Below are 21,398 nucleotides of genomic sequence, written 5' to 3' on the forward strand. Positions count from 1 at the left end.
GTTCCCCGCCCTTCTATAATGATGACTTAACTGCAACCACACTTGCCGCCACTACCGCAGCCGCCCTTTGGATTCGGGTCATTACTCGGTACCTTAATGGTCGTTGACACTGCAAATGCAATGGTCTCTGACATCTGAAATAACATATCATCCAGGGACTTCTCTGCCTGTTTGAAGCGGATTACCGCCTCGAAATTTTCCAACTCCTGTTCCAGAGCCTTCACCTGGTCTTTTGCTGCATGATAATCCGGGTGAAAATGACCGAAACGCTGTGTTTCTTCAAACAATTCCTTCTTGGCATTCAGCTTCCGAATCCCCATCTGAATCTCAGGGGTAGTCTCGACTTGCTGCTTCCAATATAAATAATCCGATACTTCGGCAGATTGGTTAATCATGTCGCCCAGTTCATATGCGCCCGTTAACACTTGGGCCATATCGACCGTGTTCATTTCCGCTACGCTCATGAAATATTCATCCTATCTATATATAAAGTTCTACTTAACGTAGACTACCTCATCATAGCATATCCATGAATAGTTAAGAAGAGTTTTTCCTGCAATTAGAAATAGGGGGAACTCTAAAATTCGCCTTTCAACCTGATATTCACGTGAAATAGTCAGGTTATGACATCATCTGGCAGGATAAGACGCATTGTATCCCACTCTGACGGGGAGAATGTACGCCATTCCGTCTCTGATGTATTTTCACTTGAATCCAACATGCACCAACCGCTTAAAGTCCATTGTTCATGACCCTCTACCTGATGTGGAATGAGGTATTGCGTACGATTTTCCTGTTGTATCCCCAGCTTGGTCTGCCACTCAATGGCTTTGGCAGCAATCTGTCGGGCGGTTGAACTATGATATCGACGCCACTCCTTGTACCAGGTCTCCGGTATCTCCTCAAATCCCAACAGAGAGAACTTCTTCTCAATGACAGAATGATCACGCTCCAACCCATGCAGAGAAGCAGAGACATCAACCAGACCTAGATTATCGGGAGTGTAGAAAGAAGAATATACATCGCTCAACATATCTTTTTCTAATAAATTCGGATCATCTGCGGAGCCTGTACTTACCTCCACTACCTCCCTGTTCCGCTCTACAGTCAACGGTGTAGCACCCGTCTCCTTGCCCCAATCTGCTAATGCAATCCGTACATTCTCCGGTATGCCTGTCAGCGCATATTGATCCAGAAACTCCATCACTTCATGTAATTCATACCCTCTGGCTAGGGCAGAAATGAATCGTTCTCTTGTCAGACGGTAGATGGACATTCGATCACGCGTCACCCGTTCTGCGCATTGCTCCAGCATCCAGATCACATCAGGCCCTGCTTCGGGCGGTACCAACATTTCGAAATCAGGTTGCATGTAAAATCCACAAGGCTCCGTTTCACTTGCCATCTCTTGTTCACGATTTAACAGGCTCTGCGGTTCGATCAGCCAGCGGAATACCAGCTCTCCCGACTGATCTTCTCCTACTTCACCATAACCCCAGCCAGCCAGTGCGCAGAGCCAGCCCCTGACCCGTGGTTTCAACTCCGAATTCTCTATATGGCACCATATATTTTTTTCTGGAGCAAACACTGCCAATTGATAACGGAAATGCTGCAACGCAGGTTCAGCTTCTCCGTATCTTTCCATACACGCTTGATATATTTCCCGATGCATCTGTCTCCACGAGAGCTTCAACCATTTTTGTAATCGATGTTCTACAATCTGAATTTGGCCATCTGACTTCTGAACCAGATTCAGACTGAGCAGTAGATCGAGAAGGATTGCTACGTGGGTCGGATACAAATCCGAATGTTTATATCTGATGCCCAGACCTTCAAAGTCTGTCGAAGATAATACCGTGATCACACTTAATTTTTGAACACTTTTCTTATGTATGGTGCCCTTCCCTGTCAAAGGAAGTCCTTCTCTTTCAATCCACGCGATCAGATGAAGAAGCTCCGCAGCAGTATCCGGCTTTCCTTCCTGTATTACATGAGCATGCTGTACCATCTGTTTAACGGTCATACCCACTCTTTGTGCGTAAGCAATCGTCAATGTCTCCAACAGCGAAGCAGGAATATAGAATAATCGCTCCCCCCAACTTTTATATACAGATTCAATCCATCTTTGCTGCCTAAGGTTGGCGAATGAAGAATTGGCTTCTGCGACACTTAGTCCTTCGATGGCCCACTGTTCTCGCGGCAGGAGGGAGGAAAAAGACTGACCGGCATGTTTGTGAAAAATTGCACCAAGCACTTTTTGTTCCACCAAAGTAAGCTTTGACCATGAATCAAGGTTCAGTATCACAGGCTCATCTATTGGTTCAAATGAAGACATATCCCAATCCCTCCTCTTTTCGCGAGTATAAATGGACTATTCGTTCTCATGAACGATGGCATATTCATATCCCTGCTCCACCAAGAACATCTGACGGTTTAATGCAAACTCCTGTTCCTTACTATCCTCTGATACCAACGCATAAAAATATGCTTTGTTTTCTCCATCTTTTGGTCTCAGAATTCTCCCCAAACGTTGTGCCTCTTCCTGCCTTGACCCGAAACTCCCGGATATCTCAAGCGCAACAGCAGCATCGGGCAAATCCACTGCAAAATTAGCAACCTTGGATACCACAATTGTTTTAATCTCTCCACGTCGAAAAGCGGCAAACCACTTGATTCGCTCTTGCTGTGACATGGTTCCCGAGATCAAAGGTGCTTCAATTTCCCGGGCAATCAACTCAAGTTGATCCAGATATTGTCCAATCACTAACGCAGGCAAATCCCGATGACGTTCCAGCAAACGCTTGACTACACGTACCTTCGCCGGATTCTCGGCAGCCAATCGAAATTGGTGCTTAACCTCTGCTTGCAGATAATTCGATCTTAGTTCCGAGGAAAATGGGATACGTATCTCCTGGCATTGTACATCCGCAATCCACCCTTGCTGCTCCAGTTGTTTCCACGGCATATCATAGAGCTTCGGACCAATCAGCGAGAAAACATCCTGTTCACAGCCATCCTCTCGAACCAATGTAGCCGTTAATCCCAGCCTTCGCGTAGCTTGAATATCCGCAGTTGCACGAAACACTGGTGCTGGCAGCAAATGTACTTCATCATATATGATCAGCCCCCATTGCCGCTCACTGAGCAGTTTGATGTGGGTAAAATCAGCATCCTTTGATTTCCGGTGTGTAAGAATCTGATATGTAGCTACAGTCACAGGTTTCACCTGTTTTTTCTGACCAGAATACTCACCGATCTGTTCGCTGGTAATCGTGGTTTTGTCTTGAATTTCCTGAATCCACTGTCGCACAGACGTTGTATTAGACGTCAAAATAAGGCATTCACATTGAAGCCGCTCCAGCACGGCCATGCCAATGACTGTTTTTCCTGCCCCGCAAGGAAGTACGAGTAAACCGCTTCCTCCCATGCCCTCACTGCCTTCGAATGCATCCACAGCCTCTCTCTGGTAAGAACGCAGCGCAAACCGCTCAGAGTGGTCACCCGGATCATTAGACCGCCAATCAAATGAAAGCTTGGTTCCCTCCCGATATCCCACGTAATCAAGTACGGGGTAACCCAATCGTGTTAATTCCCTTTTTAATAACCCTCGCTGTTCTCCTGGGAGCAGAAGTTCATGAGCGTCCTTACGTTCCATGCGAAAGGCAGCTATTGTTTTCAATCCACTTAATTCATCCAGCAACCGCTCATCCTCACTGTAAAGGCGCATTCTGGTGTGATCTGCTTCGGAATGCAGCTTTAATTTGCCATACTGATCCATGATTCTCCGAACATCCTGTATCAGTGCAGCAGGCACGTTCCAGCGGGATACCAGCTCCAAACTTGCGATGACCTGATCTGCATTCCATCCCAGCGCAGCCGCATTCCAGAGCGATAACGGAGTGATTCGGTAGGTATGAAACGCTGCCGGTGTCTTAACCAGTTCTGAATACATCCCAAGCTGCTCTCTTGCTCTTTCAAATCCGGGGTGACCAACTTCCAGCAAAACTGTAAAATCTCGCTGAACGATACAAGCATCTGTCCTTACCGTATGTTCTGTTTCTTCCATTTGGAGCATTCCTCCTATCACAAAAAAAGTTCAGTTCCGGCAGCTTCCGAAAATGAACCTGTATAATTGCGAATTCAAAAAGTTTGGTTTTCAGTACCGATAAGTGGACTTTTTGGACAACATCTATAAAAATCCACAAAAAAAACATCCTGCCCATACCTCGGTATGAACAGGATGCCCAACTAGCTATAAAGTCATTCGGCTGTGTAACCCTTGGCCATTGCGATAAATAATCTCACGGCAGTCTGCATCGCGTCTTCATCAAAATCAAACATCGGATGATGATGCGGATAGATCGCATTTTTATCCGGGTTGCCTGCTCCAACAAACATAAAGCACCCTGGAACCTTCTGCAGATAATAGGCAAAATCTTCCGCTGGCATCAGCATCGGGGAAGCTTGCACTCGTTCTGCCCCAAATAGTTCTGTAGCTTCTCTGAAGAAACGTGCTGTCTCCTGTTCATCATTCACCACAGGCGGATATCCCATAATATATTTCACTTGCGTCTCTGCCCCATACGCTGCCCCTGTCTGGGCTACCATGGTAAGCACGCGCTCTTTCATCCCGTTTCGGGTCTCTTCATCAAACGTTCTTACCGTACCGCTCATTTTGCATTGCTCTGCAATTACATTCTGAGCCGAGCCCGCCTGCATTGTACCAATGGTCAGCACCGCCGGTTGCAATGGATCAACCGAACGACTAACAACGGTCTGAAGCTGCATCACAAGCGCAGAACCCGCGATAAGACTATCTATCGTGGATTGTGGCATCCCGCCATGTCCACCTTTGCCTTTGATCTCAATGTAAAAATCGTCCGCCGCCGCCATCATCGGTCCTGCTTTACTGGCAACAACACCTACAGGTAGCGGGGTCCACAGATGAATGCCGTATATGACATCCACGCCTTCAAGCGCACCATCCGCAATGACCTGAACTGCGCCGCCCGGAAGCAGTTCTTCTGCTGGCTGGAACAAAAAACGAATCTCTCCTTGGATCTCCTGCTTGTGACGGCTGAAATACAATGCCGTACCGAGCAAGATTGAGATATGACCATCGTGGCCGCATGCATGCATCGCTCCTACTTGTTGTGATGCATACTCGATATTCTTTTCATCCTGAATTGGAAGTGCATCCATATCAGCTCGCAGCATGACGACAGGACCCGACTTGTCCCCACGAATGGTACCGATGACCCCGTGACCACCAACATGACGCCTCACTTCAACACCAAAACTCTCCAACATATCCGCTACAAAAGAGGATGTCTTCTCCTCATGAAAGGAAACCTCAGGATTGCGATGAAGGTGACGCCGCCATTCCACCATGTGGATCTGCAGATCTTCCCACCATACATTATTAGTCATGTCTCTCCACCCTTTCAATCTTAAACGGGACTTGGATCAAGCCCGAACCTACCTCTTCAAACCTATTGCTGTATATTGTAGCAGAATTGGAAGAAAACCGATACGAAACGCCTTTGGAAAGCTTGCACGGGAAGGGGAAACATACTATCATGAACTAGAGAAATACTCGAGAAATTATACTCGGAAGCTTATGAGGAGGATCAAACGCTTATGATTTTTGAGAATACAGGCTTGGATGGCTTGAAGAGCGACTTGGCATACCTGGATGAGAGCGCCGAGAAAGTCGGATTTGTCCGGTGGCAATGGGAATATTACCGTGCTACATATGACTACAAAATTGAAGATGAACAAACCAACTCAGAATACTTTGTACGCATTAATACCCGCGCTGTGGAAGGCAAATTGGAAAAACCGGATACCGTTCTTGCTGTTGAAGCAGTATACCTTGGCAAAGCCACTTTCCCTCACGGCCTGGATTATGACTCTTCCGTTCCGCAACCAGTCGTGAAGCTGGCAGCCGAAAAATTACAGCAGCTTAAAGAACTGCTGGAAGCATAGGCTGGGCCAAACGATGAAACAACAAACGGCCCAAACGAAAACGAAGAGAGGCACGCCGGATTTTCAACTGCTAATCCTCACTTTATTGTTGGTGGGCTTTGGACTGGTGATGGTATTCAGCTCCAGTTCCAGCATTGCAATCGCAAGCGATAAATTTAACAATGATGCCCTTTACTTCACGAAAAAACAACTTATGTGGGCGATTATCGGTCTATTTGGCATGTTTTTTGCCATGAATATCCGTTTCAACAAGTACAAAAAGCTCTATGCACCCTTTTTCCTGCTCACTACGGTCATGCTGGTGATTGTTTTGATCTCAGGTGCAGTATTGAACGGTGCACGAAGCTGGATTCACATTTTTGGTTTCAGTCTTCAGCCTGCGGAATTCGCAAAAATTGCTATCATTCTATACCTCTCTGCACTGATCACCAAAAAAGGTGAAGGCTTCAGGGTTTTCAAGACAGGGTATTTTCCCGTCCTGTTTATCGTCGGATTCATCGCAGGGCTGATTATGCTGCAACCAGACTTCGGTACCACCTTCATTCTGGTGTCCACCTGTGGTCTCTTGATCTATGCCGGTGGAGCCAGTATGAAACATATCCTGGGTTCAATTCTCCTGGTTGTACTCGGTGGGGCACTGGCGTTCGGAGCGAATTCCCTGTTTTCTTCCATGTCTCCTTCCGACACAACGACTGCTACAACAGCAGTCACTGCGGAGCAGAACTACAAGATCGGACGTATTCAGGCTTTCCTTGATCCAATGTCCGATATTAATGGCGGAAGTCTTAACCTCTACCGTTCTCTTGTTGCCATTGGTGATGGCGGCATGACAGGTTCCGGGATTGGACAAGGTACGATGAAGCTGCATTATTTGCCAAACGCGTATAATGACTTTATTTTCTCCGTAATCGGGGAAGAACTCGGATTCATCGGAAGTGCATTATTCCTGCTAGTTTACCTGTACTTCATCTGGCGCGGAATCATTGTCTCTCTTCGCTGTCCCGATCCATTCGGAACACTGGTCGGCATAGGTATCATGGGACTGATCGCGATTCAGGCATTTATCAACATTGGTGGTGTAACTCAGACCATTCCGGTGACGGGGGTCACGCTTCCATTTATCAGTTATGGGGGTACCTCACTCTTTGTGATGATGGTTGCCATGGGCATTCTGCTCAGTATCTCACGTACTAACAATCTGGACGTGATCAAGGAAGAGAAAACGAAGTCAGTGACTGTACAGACACAGACTCGTACCTCTCCTGCTCTTCGTTCACGGGAGTCCATCCGTCGGATTCGGTAAAAAAGCAACTCAAAAAAGGCTGTGCACCCAATGGATGCGCAGCCTTTTTCTGTGTACTCGTTACTATTCTGTCTATCAAGATGAAGAACAGGTCAATATCGCTCTGTCCTCCATTGCGGATTGCGATTTCTACAGATCGTCGCCTTTGAAAGATACGCCTTCTACCTTTACATTGACTTCAACCACGCGTAATCCGGTCATGGTCTCTACCGCTTCTCTTACATTCTGCTGAAGCATACGGGAAACTTCATGAATCGGGGTTTCGTACAGGACGATGATGCGCAGGTCAATGGCTGCTTCCAGCTGGCCGACCTCAACGCTCACGCCTTTCTGTACGTTTTTACCGCTGAGTCGCTTCGCCCAGCCCTCTGACAATCCTCCAGACATTGCGGCAATTCCGGGTGTTTCCATTGCAGCCATTCCGGCAATTTTTGCAACCACGTCATCGGCAATCCGGATGTTTCCGCTCTCCAGTTGAAGTTGTTCTGCCATGCCACATCCTCCTTCACTTCGTTACTCGTATTTTAAATCCTTTCCACCCCAAAAAGCAAATTAAACTCAAAAAGATGCGTTTACAACCTACCACCATTTGGTTATATTGAAATATGAAAATAATCTCATAAGCGATTTACAGTGTTATTCAAAACAAAATAATTTATAACCGAGGTGTTTGTTGTGAGAAACCGGATTTCATCCATTTTGCTGATTGCGTTCTTTGCACTCAGTGCCATCGCCCACTACATGAAATGGGATTCGATTCTACAGTTCGTGATATCAGCCATTTCGGTTATTTTTGTGGCCGGTTTTTTAGGCAAAGCCACCGAAAATGTGGCCCACTACGCCGGACAGCGGCTGGGTGGATTCTTGAATGCCACCTTCGGCAATGCTGCCGAATTGATCATCGCCATTTTCCTCGTCAAAGAGGGACTCTTCGACATGGTCAAAGCTAGTCTGACAGGTTCCATCATCGGAAATCTGCTGTTAGTGCTCGGGTTAAGTATTTTTGCCGGAGGACTCAAGTTCAAAATTCAGAATTATAATGTTTCACTTGCAGGTCTGAATGGTTCCCTGATGATTGTTGCCATCATTGCCCTGTTTATTCCGGCAGTCTTTCTCAACACACATTCCATTACACAGAAAGACACAAATACACTTAGTCTCATCGTGGCCGGATTGCTCATCCTCGCGTATATTGCGTGGTTGCTATTCTCCATGGTGACACATAAGAACTACCTCGCAGACGTCACTGAGGATCGCGATGAAGAGCTACCTCATGAGCATGCTCCGGCATGGTCCAAGAAAAAATCAATTCTCTATCTGGTGCTCGCAACAGTCATGGTTGCCTTCGTCAGTGAATGGCTGGTGGGCACGCTCGAAGTCTTCACTTCGGAATTTGGACTTAGCGAACTGTTTGTCGGTGCATTCCTTGTCGCCATCATCGGTAATGCAGCCGAACACAGTGCAGCCATCATGCTTGCCATGAAAAATAAAATTGGAGCCGCCGTTGAAATTGCGGTTGGCAGCAGCTTGCAGATCGCACTCTTCGTTGCTCCTGTACTGATTTTTGTCAGCTACTTCACAGGCAGAACCATGGATATCGTATTCACAACGATTGAACTGGTCGCCATCGGCGTATCCGTATTTATTGCGAAGTCCATTACCCAAGATGGTTCAACGAATTGGTACGAAGGTTTACTCCTGCTCGTGGTATATATCATACTCGGTGTATCCTTCTTCCTGGTGTAACCAGGCCCTCACCAAGCTATATAAGTTAAACTAAAGAATATTTACACTGGACACTCCGATGACAGAACAACCTTCCGATCGCTGTTATCCCCTGATTTTTTTGATTCCTTTTATAAAGGGGTAAATCCGGGGATAAAGGCGAACGCTCCGCTTCTTCAGGTTATTTCTGTCCTCTCCGTTTTGTGTAAATGTTTAGTTAAATTTATATAACACTAAAATATACAAGCCACAAGAGGCAGCCCGAATTTACATTCGGTGCTGTCTCTTTGCTTGTATGAGCCCTCCGGCTGGCTTGTATCTCCATCCCCCGTTCAGACGCACAAAAAAAGCATGCATAAACGCCTGCATGCCTTCTATTCTGACCCGCGCATTTGCAGGCTATTGCTCATTCTTCTTGTTCAAGGCTTCATATAAAATTGCCAAATTCCGCTCAAGCGCGCTAACCAGCTGCTTACCTGCACCTTCTGGAAGGAGCCCTGCACGAACAGCAAAATCAACTTCTTTGGAGAACCCATACATCTGTGTATCCAATACTTCCTCATAGAGAGGGCAGTAGCGGGTAGCCAGATTCTCCATCTGTACTTCAATAAGCTTCTGTATTTTATCTGCATCTTCTTGAAGAAGACTGATCGCTTTCAAATTCAGCTGGTCCTGCAGATCAGATGAAGTCATGCATTTTTCCCCCCTATGTCCCAAAAATCGCGTAAAGACGTTCTACCTCTAATATTAGACGAAATGAAGAGCTAATACAAGAACCTGACCAAAATAAGCCCGCAAAGTTAAGCCTTTTGTTGAAGCTTAATCCACCTGTTCCAGCCACGTCCAGACGAGTATTCAGATCATTCCATGCCAAAAAACACCCCTGCCAAAAAGGCAAAGGTGCTTCTTGAGAGCTATTACTCAGATGCGATGCTTACATTCAGTCCATGCTTGGCAAATACTTCTGACATGGCTGCTTTTGCTTCAACTGCATCTGGACCATGAACATGCAGTTCATAGCTGTGCGTGCTGATCAGCGTTGTAAACAATCCGAGAATACTTTTCACATCGATATACTTGTTCTCCGAATGAAGCACGATTGAAGAAGTAAACTTGCCTGCTGTTTGAGCAATTTCTACTACAGCCGCGTTATTACTCGACATAGGAATCCCTCCGTCTTTTTACTATTGGTATCATCTATTAATTACCACTACATGATACCGTGAATCCGCTTTCCTAGCAACAGCAAAATCCTGTTCCTACTTCAAATGGTCCGGATTCAGGCATTCCAGCTCAGGAATGACAAAGATACCGTCTTTACGAATCAGCACATCGTCAAAATAAATCTCCCCGCCGCCATAATCCGGACGCTGGATCAATACGAGATCCCAGTGGATGGACGAGCGGTTGCCATTGTCAGTTTCTTCATACGCCTGACCTGGCGTAAAGTGCAAGCTGCCTGCGATTTTTTCATCGAACAGGATATCTTTCATCGGATGCAGTATATGCGGGTTAAATCCAATCGCGAATTCACCTATATGACGAGCACCCTCATCCGAATTCAGGATTTCATTCAAACGCTCTGTATCGTTGCTTGTCGCTTCGACGATTTTGCCATCCTTGAACGTGAACTTGATATTTTCAAAAGTCACTCCATTGTACAGGGTTGGCGAGTTATAACTAATCGTTCCGTTCACGGAATTACGCACAGGGGCACTGTACACTTCGCCATCCGGGATATTCTTTTGGCCAGAACATTTCTCTGCACCGATATCTTTAATGGAGAAGCTCAGCTCTGTTCCTGGTCCGGTGATACGAACTTTGTCCGTCCGCTTCATCAGGTTAGCGAGCGAGTCCTGCGCTTTGTCCATTTTGGCGTAATCCAGGTTACATACGTCGAAGTAGAAATCTTCAAACGCTTCTGTACTTGTATTGGCGAGTTGCGCCATACTTGCGTTAGGGTAACGAAGTACAACCCATTTCGTATGTTTGACACGTTGTTCACTATGTACCGGGTGGGAGTACAATGAATTGTACATTTTCATTTTTTCTTCCGGCACATCGGACAGATCATTCACATTTTCTCCCGCACGAATACCGATATAACAATCCATCTGTTTCATACGGTTCAGATCAATCTCTGCCCATGTTTTCATCATTTCTTCTGTGGCATTTTTCAACATCGCACGCTGTACGGTTTTATCAGTCAACTGTACAAAGACGTTACCACCTTTTTTGCCTACCTCTTCAATAATAGCGTTAATCAGATCACGTTCCGATCCAATCATCTCAACCAATACATTTTCACCAGGCTGTACATCTACTGAATAGCCCACCAGGTTTGCTGCAAGCTTTTGAATTCTTGGGTCTTTCATCTTGGTAAAATCCTCCTGTCATCTGCCATACTTGAATTGAACAACGGTAAATTACGATACTATTGTAGCACGCGAACAGTCATCCCGTCAGCAGGCAGTCCTTCACTTCGTTTATTGATATGACTTGAAGTTAACATCGGTGACAAGGGCTTCTTTGTTACTTTTACGGTTGTTGTCTGTGTAACTCATCTGACTTTCAGAGGATAAGCGAAGAGGCAGACTGCTCTTCCGATCTACCGTGAGATGATATACCGTCTGCACGCTCGCTTGTTTCATCATCTGTTGCATCGTTGTTTCGCCCTGTTTCCAAACTTTCTCCAGATCCTTCTCAAGCTTCTCCTTACGCGCTCCTTTCACCGTAGCTGCCTTATGCATATATTCTGCCCGAATGGCGTTCATCTCGTCGTTTAGCTGGGTTACAGCCCATGATTTGGCGTCTTCCGGTGCAAGTTCAATCCGTAATGTTCTGGTTCGACGACCAGCTCCATACTCCGATTGAATGGTTTTGTGCATCCCATCGATCTTCTCCAATTGGGCAATTGGATTAAAACGAGAAAGAGACCCACGCAGCGGCTCATGCTGCGCTGACAATGCCATCCATTGCCCTTGTTTCCGCTCGAAAGAGGCGCTAAACCCACTGGGCTGTCCATTATTTTTTACGGCAGTTGCTTGAATGCCTGTCCCCACAGCAGTTACTTCTCCAGGTAATCGAGTCTGAAGGGTCAGACGATCATGATTCTCCAGCTTGCCTTCGAATTTGAACTGATTTTCGAACAGCCCACTGTTCTCCCGTCGAAGTCCTGCCTCTCCTTCAAAACTCAACGTTTCTTTTCCCGCTATCCCCGATAAAGCCAAGGAAAAGACCTCTTCAGGCGTTTGATCTCGCTGGATTAATCCACAACCCGGAACACCAATAATCACGATGCTCACAAATAACCATAATGTACGTACCGAATGGCGGTTAAACATGTCTATCTTCACCCTTCCATGAACTTTCTCCATAGATTGCCCCGCCCGTATACGCTTATACTTCTTCTATACACATCTTGATCTGCGATGCACAAAAAAAAGAGAACGACTCCGCAATTGGAATTGTTCTCTCTTAACGTGTTACTTCCTGTTCCTCTACAACGATTCTGTTCCGACCACCATTCTTGGCGCTGTACAAAGCCATATCAGCCCGATAAAACAAGGACTCTACACTGACCTTTTCATCCATCCAATTCCACTCTGCGATGCCACTGGATACCGTAACGGGTGGTCTGGTCTCTTCTGCGACTCTCTTTCGAATCACTTCCGCATAATCTAACGCCTGCCTTACACTCACCTGTGGCATATAGATCGCCAGTTCTTCTCCACCCCATCTGGCACATACATCCTCCGAGCGAACAGAGCTGGTAACGATCTCACTCACTTGCTTCAATACTTGATCCCCCGTCTGGTGTCCGAACGTATCATTCACCTGTTTGAACTGATCAATATCCACCACAATGAGGGAGCCACAGAATTCATGAGCCTGTCGCTCGTGAATCACACTATCCAGATAATGCCTCACGTACAGACCTGTCAACATATCCAGATTAGCCAAGCGCCGAACCTCGGCATGCAGCGTGGCATTTGACAGGGCAAGCCCGATATGAATGGATAACATCTGCAAGAGCCTATAGTTATCATAAGAAAAGTAGTGCTCTCTACTGTGTCCCAGCAAAATGGCACCCTTCACTTCACCATTGACTCGGATCGGTGATGCAATCAGTGACATGGATCCCGTATCTTCCATGAAAAAGGAGGACACTTTATCATATTGCGCATAATTGACTATAATAAGCGGTTCCTCTGTTCGATAGATCAAACCTGCGATACCGTAGTCTACAGAAAAGGATTGGTGAAAAACATCTTTCACGTTAGATGACATGACTTCGAAGTCATTGGTACTGTCATTGAGTTGAAGAATGCAACACGTTTCGGCCTGGAATATTTCCTTTAACTCTTGCTCGGATAGTTGATAAATCTCCGAAAGATGCAGACTCTTGTTCAACCGCTGTGTAAGATCATTAATTAAACGAAGTTCCTGAATTAACATATTGGATTGTTCATGCAACTTGGCGTTCTCAAAGGCCGTTCCTGCAGTGTCTACCATCATCGTAATCAATTGCAAGTCCGATTCTTCCATAATCTCTTCATTCATTTCGATATGGAACACACCGTATATGCCTTGTTTGCCTTTCAGCGGAATCCCTACATCTACAATGCGGTTCTCTGCATCATGTGAGCGAGCAACGATCAGCTTACCTTCCATAAATGAACGCACACAAATATCTTCTCCTCGCTCGTGGACAAGCAACGGTTTAATCCGTGGATCAGAGTTGCTCTGATCCTGAGACATATACAATTTGATATAAGTCGCCGGGTACAAGTAGTCCATACTGTCAAATACCTCATCCAATATGGCCTCGACATCCATTTTGTCATGCATTCGCTGAACAATCTGAAAGAGGATGGACCTCCGGTGTTCCTCACGGGCTGTTTGTTCATGAGCATGTAACAGGTCCGTCATAAATATGTATTCGAATCTTCGGTAAAAGCAGGTGTGATAATGCAATGCCTCAGATTGAACCACAGCTTCAGACGTTTCATATCCATTGGATTCATAGATCACAGCAGTGAATACGGCAAACATATCCTTGTTAGTTCTGGAGAATAAGGGATGTGTTATTATAAGATATTCTCCGTGTTCGCTTGTCCCTTTAAGGGACAGGACCTGTCTCTTATCCAAACATTCCAATACCAGCCTGCGTGCATTTACGCCCGAATCAGCTTCATGATCGCTATCGTATCCTATGCAATCACCTTCCGTGTTCCACACGCTGTAAAAGGTTGATGTTCTGGCCAGCCTTGAACCCACTTTGGAGTTCCAGTCACTGTATGCCTGCTCTAGCAAGCTACCTAAATATGAAAAATCAAAAGGTGTGATATCCATTTTTTGCATCCACAACACATGCTCTTCATGAGAATGAGGAGCGGCAAAAGATGCGGAATCGCCCGAACTTCGTGAATTCAAGCTGGCAGGTAAACTTCTTAGATGTTCTAACATGTCAGGCGCTCCTTTGCACCGTTTTTGCATCCACCAGGATGCATTAATCTGCAGACGTTATCGCAAACCTGCAAATTCGTTGCGATAACCTTGTTACATAAAGATGATTTAAAGTTAAGATACAATCTATTTTACTCTGTTTAAAGCTTTTTTGCATCCATATTTCAGAAAATTGTCCCATTATTTTAGGCCCAATGACCTATCGACAAATTTAGACGTTTTTTTGCTTTTATTCTACGCTTGACTTTGTTTCTCTTAAACTGTAATATAAATTGTTGATGAAGACTACTAATGGGTCTTTAAATTTGGGCATTACCGGTTGTGTCACCCTCATTCTTTTTGTTGCTTTCAGGACAGCGGCTGAACTTTCCTGATCGTTCTATGCGAGGCCAAGCCCGCATCAACAAATTGGAGCGCAAACAGAGCCCTAATATGAACTTTAACTAAAAAGGAGCTACTTTAAACATGGCACGTTACACTGGTCCTAAATTTAAATTGAGCCGTCGCCTCGGCATTTCCCTTAGCGGAACAGGCAAAGAATTGAAACGTCCTTTCCCTCCAGGTCAGCACGGAGCTAACCAACGCAGAAAAATCAGCAACTACGGTATGCAATTGCAAGAAAAACAAAAATTGCGCCACATGTACGGTTTGGGCGAGAAGCAATTCCGCACACTGTTCTCTAAAGCTCAAAAAATGCAAGGTATTGCCGGTGAGAACTTCATGTTCTTGCTTGAGTGCCGCCTTGACAACCTCGTTTACCGCCTTGGGTTTGCTAACTCCCGCGCTGGAGCGCGTCAGTTGGTAGCACACGGTCACGTAACTGTAAACGGCAAAAAAGTCGATATCGCTTCTTACCAAGTAAGCACTGGTGATGTAATCGGCTTGCGTGAGAAGAGCCGCGCTCTTTCTTCCATTAAAGAAGCTTTGGAAGGCCGTTCGCATCTTCCAGCATACGTTGAATACAACGAAGCAGCTGTAGAAGGTAAATTCATCCGCTTGCCTGAGCGTGCTGAATTGTCCCAAGACATCGATGAAAAACAAATCGTCGAGTTCTACAACCGTTAATCGTTGCAATCACATTAAAGTTTCAACCCAAACAGCTGTCGAGATTTTCTCGACAGCTGTTTTTCTATGCTTTTTTTTAATTATCTTCATTATAGGAACGTAAATAACGATATAAAATATAGACTCCCTTCAGGAGAAGCACACATCCATATATACATCACAAGAATGACATCGAGGGGGATTAAAACATGCATTTTTTTCGCAATCGCAAGCTCGCTGTTAAGCTTGGACTTTTACTCGGGATCGTATTACTCTGTTGTATTGGAGCCCTGATTGCATTTAATACCAAATCCATTTACGACAAAAGCCTCCAGTACGGCGAAACCGTTGCTGGACAGGCAGCAAACCGGGCTACGAATGAGTTTATGACTGACATTAATCAGGTGAAAAACACGTTGGACACCATGAGTACCACGTTATTGGATGCAGCTCAGAACGGATCACTCAACCGTGAAGAAGTCGTCAGACTCCTTGAACAATATCTGAAGAAGGACGAGAAAGTTTTTGGCTTTTATACGGGCTGGGAACCAAATGCCTTTGATGGAAACGATGCGGAGCACATCAACAAAAAAGAATATGATGATGCTACGGGTCGATTCGTTCCATACGTTATACGTGATGGCAACTCCCTGCATTTTGAGCCTATGCCCACTTATGAGGGAAGCGGTGAAACTAGTACTTACTATCAGCAGCCAAAGAAAACCAAATCCATCTATTGGTCCGAGCCTGTTACCTACACGGTTGGCGGAAAAGAAACACTACTCGTTTCGATTGTCCTCCCTCTATTAGATGAAAACAAAAAATTCTTGGGCATTGTTGGGGCCGACTTTACCATTGATCGTTTTCAGCAAAATATAGCATCACTTAATCCGGATCAAGGTTATGCCATGCTTATTACTAGTGAAGGACAGATTGCTGCACACGGCTCCAAACCGGAACTGGCTCATGAAGGAGCCGTAATTCCATCTGAGATGAAGACGATCATTCAGCGTATACAATCTGGTGAGTCTCAGTTTTACGCTACAGACCCTGAAGTAGGGGAAGAACTGTTTATTGCCGAGCCTGCCAAGTTACAAGGAACAGATTCAAACTGGTACCTTGTATCGGCGCTGCCAAAGAGCCATATCCTTCAACCCTTTTATGACAGCTTGAACTGGTCCATACTGATTGCCGCACTGGCAGTTCTTCTGCTTGCAGGTGTGGTTACCTACACCATCGTCTCCATTGTTAGACAGTTGAATCAAGTCAATATCGTCGCTGGACAGCTGGCTGGCGGAGATTTGACACAAAAGTTACCTGTACGATCCAAAGATGAATTTGGCATCATGGCGGGTCATATGAATCAGATGATGGATACCCTGCGTCATACCATATCGGTTATATCCGAACATGCTTTATCTGTCGGCTCCACCTCTCAACAGTTGACCGCAGGTGCCGAAGAAACAGGTAAAGCAGCCGAACTGATTGCATTAACAGGAGTCGAACTTGCAGATAAAGCAGGTAAACAGGTGCAGGAGCTGCAAGAGTCCTCCCGTTCCATGAATGAAATATCTGCAGGGATCGGAAGAATTGCAAAGGCCGCCTCCGATGTATCCGATTCATCGCGAACTGTGGCCGAACGAACAACCATCGGAACTGATAAGATTCAGTCCGCCATGCGTATGGTCGATAGTGCCACTTCTTCTGTGCAGACGTCGATGACCGCACTGGAGAATTTCCGCCAACGTTCGGAAGAGATTGGCCATATTACAGGCATGATCACGGAAGTTAGCCGTCAAACCAACCTACTTGCCCTTAATGCTTCCATTGAAGCATCGCGAGCAGGTGAACACGGGCGCGGATTCGGTGTTGTTGCTTCCGAGATTCGTAATCTGGCTGAACAATCCAGAGTATCAGCAGCGCAGATTGCAGAGTTAATTCATAGCGTTCAGCAAGAGGTCCTTTCTCTCGTTGGAAATATGGAACATGGGAATGCCGAGGTGAGCCATATAGCGGAAGTGATTAATGAGAGTGGTGAACTATTCCTCTCGATTTCATCACAGATTTCAGATGTTAATGAGCAGATTGAGCATGTCTCAGCCATTGCGCAGCAGATGTCAGCTGGATCACAACAGGTTGATGCCACGTTAGTGCAACTCAAAACCATTGGTCATGAGACAGCAGATCACGCAACTCGTGTTGCCTCTGCCTCTGAAGAACAACTCGCATCCATGGAAGAGATTACGGCGGCATCTGCCTCACTGGCTAATCTTACCCAGGAACTATTAGAGCTGATTCAACGCTTCAAAACCTAATGTAGAAGACCTCCAATACGACTAATCATTCAGGTCACCCTATGCACCTCAGCATGGAGGTGGCCTGCTTATTTTGGCTTACAACTCATGAAATGTGCTTCAATATCGCATGATATATAGCATAATGCATGGCAGAATGGCAAATTTCGACCATTACTTGTATTTCTCAGGCATGCAAACCCGCCTTTTTATGCTATAATAAGTGCTGTTAAAAGGAGGAAGACACTGAATGGTTGATGTTAATAAGAAAAAGCCCGATGAACAGCCTGTACGCAAACGCAGCTTTGCCCGCAGACTGGGAAGTTTCGTCAAATGGATGGTTGTCCTTGGATTTATGGGGGCACTATTTGTAGGCGGTGCTTTGATGGGATACGTCAGTTCCATTGTGAAAGACGAGCCTGTCCGTTCAAGGGCCCTGATTGAACAAAAAGTCAGCGAAAACTCCATCACAGGCTTTGCTTACTTTGCCGACGGCAGTCCGATCGGTCAATTACGTACGGAAGAAGACAGGCGTCCGGTCACTACGGACCAGATCCCACAAAAGGTTATTGATGCTGTCATTTCGATTGAAGACAATCATTTTTACGAACATAAAGGTGTAGACATGAGCGGGACACTACGTGCCGTGAAACAAAAAGTGCTGAAAGAATCAGTACAAACCGGCGGTAGTACACTGACTCAGCAATTGGCGCGTCGTGTGTTTTTGAATCTGGATCGCACGGAAGATCGGAAAGTGAAAGAAATCTTGCTCTCACTCCGACTCGAACGTTTCCTGACCAAAGACGAGATTATGACAGCCTATCTGAACAAAGTTCCTTTTGGTAATGGTTCCAGCGGATACAACGTTTACGGAATCAAAGCGGCCGCCAAAGGATTGTTCAATATTAACGATCTAGAAAAAATCAACATCGCTCAGGCTGCTTATCTTGCTGGATTGCCACAACTCCCCTCCTCTTACTCTGCCTTTAACGGTAAAGGCGATTTTGTAGAGGAAAATTTTGACCGCGCAATCAACCGTCAGCATCTGGTATTACGCCGTATGCTTGAACTGGGCAAAATCAATCAGTCCGAGCATGACGAAGCTCTAGCTTTTGATATCAAAAGCTCACTCGCTCCGAAGACCATCAAGGCTTACAACACTTATCCATATCTTATGATGGAAACGGAACGACAAGCTGCACAGATTTTGATGAAACAGATGAATTCCGACACAGCTGAATCTACAGACAAAGCTACGGATGCAGACACACCTCAGAAGGAAAGCAGTGCATTATTAGAGGAAGCTCAGACGCAACTGCGGACAGGTGGATATCGTATATACACGACCATCAACAAAAGTATCTACAAAACGATGCGTACCATTGCGGAAGATGACAGCAATTTCTCAGTAGATGATCCTGTCAAAGGAAAAGAACAAACTGCTGCCATGCTGATTAATCACAAAACCGGTGCTATTCTGGGTATGATTGAGGGCCGGGATTTCCAGGATGAACAGATGAACTACGCAACGCAGATGATACGTCAGCCAGGTTCAACGATGAAACCTATAGCCGCTTATCTTCCTGCGCTAGATGAAGGTCTTGTTCAGCCAGCTTCAATTATTGATGACTCACCGATCATTCTCAAAAATGGTCCGAGCGGCTACCACATTGCCAAGAATGCCAACAACCGGTATCAGGGACTGGTCACTGCGCGCAGAGCACTGAATTATTCTCTTAATATACCGGCTCTGAAGTTGTTTAATGAAGAAGTAGGGATCGAGAAGGCTTGGACCTTCGCCAAAAAACTGGGGATTACCACCATTCAGAAGGAAGACTATCAGGCTCAGACCGGTGTTCTCGGTGGTCTCCAATACGGTGTAACCGTTGAAGAATTAACCAGTGCCTATGGTGCTATCGCCAATAATGGTGTATATAACGATTCTTACATGATTAGCAAAATTGTAGATTCCAAAGGAAACATCGTTTATAAACATGATACTGAACCTGTCCAAGCCTTCTCGGAGCAGACAGCATACCTGATGACCGATATGCTGCGGACCGTTATTACAGAAGGAACGGCAGATAAAGTACGTGAAAATTACAAATATTCCAAGAGTGTGCCAATCGTAGGTAAAACAGGTTCCACTCAAAACTACGCAGATGTCTGGTTTGAAGGTTATACCCCAGATGTCACACTTGGCGTGTGGGTTGGATACAAACAGCCAGTGAATACGCTGGAAAGTAAATCACAGAGAAAACGTGCGCAGCAACTGTGGTCGAAAATCCTGAACGAAGTGATCGATACGCAAAAAGATCTGTTCGTTACGGATTCATTCAAAAAACCGTCTGGCATCGAAACGCGCACGGTGTCTGCATACAGTGGCAAGTTGCCAACATCCATGACTGACAAATTTGTTACGGATATTTTCAACAGCAAGTTTGTGCCGAAGGATAGCGATGACGGTGTAGCCAAAGCCAGGTACATTACTTACAATGGTGTAAACTATATTCCGCGTGACGGAACACCTTCGGACATGTTGAAGGAAAAAACAGTAATCAAGCGTAAAAAACCAATCTCGGATCTCATCAAAGAATTGCAAAATGCATTCTCACGTATGAGTCGACATGAGTCACTTGCTTATTATCTTCCTGAAGATGCTGGTGCAGACATGCCAACACAGATTGATCCAAGGACAGATAACGGCAAAGCTCCTGATGCACCAGGCAACGTACGCATCTCAACCTCGGGTGACAGAGCTGTCATTACATTTAATGCCACACCTGAAAATGATGTCGTGGGTTATCGTCTGTACCGTTCTGTAAACGGTGGAGGATTCCAGAACCAGGGTCAGGTTGTCCTGACTGGTGAATCCAGATCATTCTCTGCATATGCAGCGCAAGGCGGTAACTTCGCCTTCTATGTAACGGCAGTGGATGTTGCCGGCAGAGAGTCTGCTCCTAGCGCTACAGTAAATAGTGCTGGTGTAGCTCCTCCTGTGGAAGAAGAGATTGATGAACCGATTGAAGTTCCAGGTACAGTCGTTACGCCGGGAGAAACGCAGACCGATAATACAACAACGACAGCCCCAGGCACACCTGGTCAAGTCAGCGTATCTGCCCTCACTCAAGGACTGCGTATTCAATGGGCGTCCAGTCCAAACGCAGATAGTTATACTGTATATTACAGTGAAACAGGCTCGGCTCCTTATACCAAAATCGGAACAACAGCGGGAAATACCATGGATTATGGAGTACCCGCATCGACCAGTGGATGGTTCAAGGTATCTGCCAGCAACAGTGCGGGTGAATCCGAACCTTCTGCAGCCATACATTTTCTACCCTGATTCAGGCATAGCGTTCCAAAACAAGCCGCATCCTCAGACTGTATCTGAGTGTGCGGCTTTTTATTTGTATTTACAGCAGCCAAAAAGCCTGCTTCATGCCATTGGCATAAAGCAGGCTTTTACAATCCATTTTAATGGGTAGAGTCACTGTATTTGGCTTCGTAGAGTATTAACTTCTCCCCACAGTCATTCGTATCACCATCGATACCAACACATTGATGATCCTAGC

Annotated in this window: 16 protein-coding genes; 6 read left to right on the forward strand and 10 right to left on the reverse strand. The window is 45.7% G+C overall.

The window, feature by feature from the left end; all coding sequences use genetic code 11:
- Nucleotides 1–26: 26 nt before the first annotated feature.
- From BS614_RS23760 to BS614_RS23775, 4 genes are all read right to left on the reverse strand, one after another.
- Nucleotides 27–464 (reverse strand): YlbF/YmcA family competence regulator, encoded by a 438-nt coding sequence (locus BS614_RS23760; protein ID WP_036614642.1) that lies wholly within the window; start codon nt 462–464, stop codon nt 27–29.
- A 152-nt stretch (nt 465–616) separates the two neighbouring features.
- Nucleotides 617–2,335 (reverse strand): helicase-associated domain-containing protein, encoded by a 1,719-nt coding sequence (locus BS614_RS23765; protein WP_074095771.1) that lies wholly within the window; start codon nt 2,333–2,335, stop codon nt 617–619.
- Between the two features lie 36 nt (nt 2,336–2,371).
- A complete protein-coding gene (locus BS614_RS23770; RefSeq protein ID WP_074095772.1) occupies nt 2,372–4,066 on the reverse strand; it encodes a DNA repair helicase XPB in 1,695 nt (564 codons plus the stop codon).
- 194 nt (nt 4,067–4,260) lie between these two features.
- Nucleotides 4,261–5,430: a M20 family metallopeptidase gene (locus BS614_RS23775; RefSeq protein ID WP_074095773.1), complete on the reverse strand. Its 1,170-nt coding sequence runs from the start codon at nt 5,428–5,430 to the stop codon at nt 4,261–4,263.
- A gap of 210 nt (nt 5,431–5,640) precedes the next feature.
- Between BS614_RS23775 and BS614_RS23780 the strand changes: the two genes are divergently transcribed.
- Together BS614_RS23780 and ftsW are read left to right on the forward strand one after the other, a co-directional pair.
- A complete protein-coding gene (locus BS614_RS23780) occupies nt 5,641–5,988 on the forward strand; it encodes a YugN family protein (protein ID WP_074095774.1) in 348 nt (115 codons plus the stop codon).
- Nucleotides 5,989–6,001: 13 nt separating this feature from the next.
- Nucleotides 6,002–7,291 carry a putative lipid II flippase FtsW gene (ftsW, locus tag BS614_RS23785; RefSeq protein ID WP_074095775.1) on the forward strand — a complete coding sequence of 430 codons (1,290 nt, stop codon included), beginning with the start codon at nt 6,002–6,004 and terminating at the stop codon, nt 7,289–7,291.
- A gap of 129 nt (nt 7,292–7,420) precedes the next feature.
- Here the strand turns inward: ftsW and BS614_RS23790 are convergent, their stop codons facing one another.
- The gene (locus BS614_RS23790; protein WP_017687428.1) at nt 7,421–7,783 is read right to left on the reverse strand and encodes an Asp23/Gls24 family envelope stress response protein; all 363 of its coding nucleotides are present in this window, start codon (nt 7,781–7,783) and stop codon (nt 7,421–7,423) included.
- 183 nt (nt 7,784–7,966) lie between these two features.
- On the opposite strand from BS614_RS23790, the gene cax reads away from it, so the two are divergent.
- On the forward strand, nt 7,967–9,037 hold the full coding sequence (gene cax / locus BS614_RS23795) for a calcium/proton exchanger (protein ID WP_074095776.1): 1,071 nt from the start codon (nt 7,967–7,969) through the stop codon (nt 9,035–9,037).
- Nucleotides 9,038–9,415: 378 nt separating this feature from the next.
- Here the strand turns inward: cax and BS614_RS23800 are convergent, their stop codons facing one another.
- The 5 genes from BS614_RS23800 to BS614_RS23820 form a co-directional block, all read right to left on the reverse strand.
- Nucleotides 9,416–9,709 carry an Fpa/YlaN family protein gene (locus BS614_RS23800; RefSeq protein ID WP_017687426.1) on the reverse strand — a complete coding sequence of 98 codons (294 nt, stop codon included), beginning with the start codon at nt 9,707–9,709 and terminating at the stop codon, nt 9,416–9,418.
- A 224-nt stretch (nt 9,710–9,933) separates the two neighbouring features.
- The gene (locus BS614_RS23805) at nt 9,934–10,179 is read right to left on the reverse strand and encodes an HPr family phosphocarrier protein (protein WP_036614658.1); all 246 of its coding nucleotides are present in this window, start codon (nt 10,177–10,179) and stop codon (nt 9,934–9,936) included.
- Between the two features lie 96 nt (nt 10,180–10,275).
- Nucleotides 10,276–11,391, reverse strand: coding sequence for an aminopeptidase (locus BS614_RS23810; protein ID WP_074095777.1), 1,116 nt, complete (start codon nt 11,389–11,391; stop codon nt 10,276–10,278).
- Nucleotides 11,392–11,502: 111 nt separating this feature from the next.
- Nucleotides 11,503–12,393: a hypothetical protein gene (locus tag BS614_RS23815; RefSeq protein WP_074095778.1), complete on the reverse strand. Its 891-nt coding sequence runs from the start codon at nt 12,391–12,393 to the stop codon at nt 11,503–11,505.
- Between the two features lie 100 nt (nt 12,394–12,493).
- Nucleotides 12,494–14,485 carry a sensor domain-containing diguanylate cyclase gene (locus tag BS614_RS23820; RefSeq protein WP_074095779.1) on the reverse strand — a complete coding sequence of 664 codons (1,992 nt, stop codon included), beginning with the start codon at nt 14,483–14,485 and terminating at the stop codon, nt 12,494–12,496.
- A gap of 465 nt (nt 14,486–14,950) precedes the next feature.
- Here BS614_RS23820 and rpsD point away from each other — a divergent pair, with 465 nt between their 5' ends.
- From rpsD to BS614_RS23835, 3 genes are all read left to right on the forward strand, one after another.
- A complete protein-coding gene (rpsD, locus tag BS614_RS23825; RefSeq protein WP_017687421.1) occupies nt 14,951–15,550 on the forward strand; it encodes a 30S ribosomal protein S4 in 600 nt (199 codons plus the stop codon).
- A gap of 188 nt (nt 15,551–15,738) precedes the next feature.
- Nucleotides 15,739–17,844, forward strand: coding sequence for a methyl-accepting chemotaxis protein (locus BS614_RS23830; RefSeq protein WP_074095780.1), 2,106 nt, complete (start codon nt 15,739–15,741; stop codon nt 17,842–17,844).
- Nucleotides 17,845–18,073: 229 nt separating this feature from the next.
- Nucleotides 18,074–21,169, forward strand: a complete 3,096-nt coding sequence (locus BS614_RS23835; RefSeq protein WP_074095781.1) for a transglycosylase domain-containing protein — start codon at nt 18,074–18,076, stop codon at nt 21,167–21,169.
- Nucleotides 21,170–21,398: the final 229 nt, after the last annotated feature.

The sequence above is a fragment of the Paenibacillus xylanexedens genome, from assembly GCF_001908275.1.
Taxonomy (GTDB): Bacteria; Bacillota; Bacilli; order Paenibacillales; family Paenibacillaceae; genus Paenibacillus; species Paenibacillus xylanexedens_A.

Coding starts and splice junctions, on each gene's coding strand:
- BS614_RS23835 (WP_074095781.1), top strand. CDS start 18,074: ATGGTTGATGTTAATAAGAAAAAGCCCGATGAACAGCCTGTACGCAAA.
- BS614_RS23815 (WP_074095778.1), bottom strand. CDS start 12,393: ATGGAGAAAGTTCATGGAAGGGTGAAGATAGACATGTTTAACCGCCAT.
- BS614_RS23775 (WP_074095773.1), bottom strand. CDS start 5,430: ATGACTAATAATGTATGGTGGGAAGATCTGCAGATCCACATGGTGGAA.
- BS614_RS23805 (WP_036614658.1), bottom strand. CDS start 10,179: ATGTCGAGTAATAACGCGGCTGTAGTAGAAATTGCTCAAACAGCAGGC.
- BS614_RS23765 (WP_074095771.1), bottom strand. CDS start 2,335: ATGTCTTCATTTGAACCAATAGATGAGCCTGTGATACTGAACCTTGAT.
- rpsD (WP_017687421.1), top strand. CDS start 14,951: ATGGCACGTTACACTGGTCCTAAATTTAAATTGAGCCGTCGCCTCGGC.
- BS614_RS23790 (WP_017687428.1), bottom strand. CDS start 7,783: ATGGCAGAACAACTTCAACTGGAGAGCGGAAACATCCGGATTGCCGAT.
- ftsW (WP_074095775.1), top strand. CDS start 6,002: ATGAAACAACAAACGGCCCAAACGAAAACGAAGAGAGGCACGCCGGAT.
- BS614_RS23800 (WP_017687426.1), bottom strand. CDS start 9,709: ATGACTTCATCTGATCTGCAGGACCAGCTGAATTTGAAAGCGATCAGT.
- BS614_RS23820 (WP_074095779.1), bottom strand. CDS start 14,485: ATGTTAGAACATCTAAGAAGTTTACCTGCCAGCTTGAATTCACGAAGT.
- BS614_RS23810 (WP_074095777.1), bottom strand. CDS start 11,391: ATGAAAGACCCAAGAATTCAAAAGCTTGCAGCAAACCTGGTGGGCTAT.
- BS614_RS23830 (WP_074095780.1), top strand. CDS start 15,739: ATGCATTTTTTTCGCAATCGCAAGCTCGCTGTTAAGCTTGGACTTTTA.
- BS614_RS23780 (WP_074095774.1), top strand. CDS start 5,641: ATGATTTTTGAGAATACAGGCTTGGATGGCTTGAAGAGCGACTTGGCA.
- BS614_RS23760 (WP_036614642.1), bottom strand. CDS start 464: ATGAGCGTAGCGGAAATGAACACGGTCGATATGGCCCAAGTGTTAACG.
- BS614_RS23770 (WP_074095772.1), bottom strand. CDS start 4,066: ATGGAAGAAACAGAACATACGGTAAGGACAGATGCTTGTATCGTTCAG.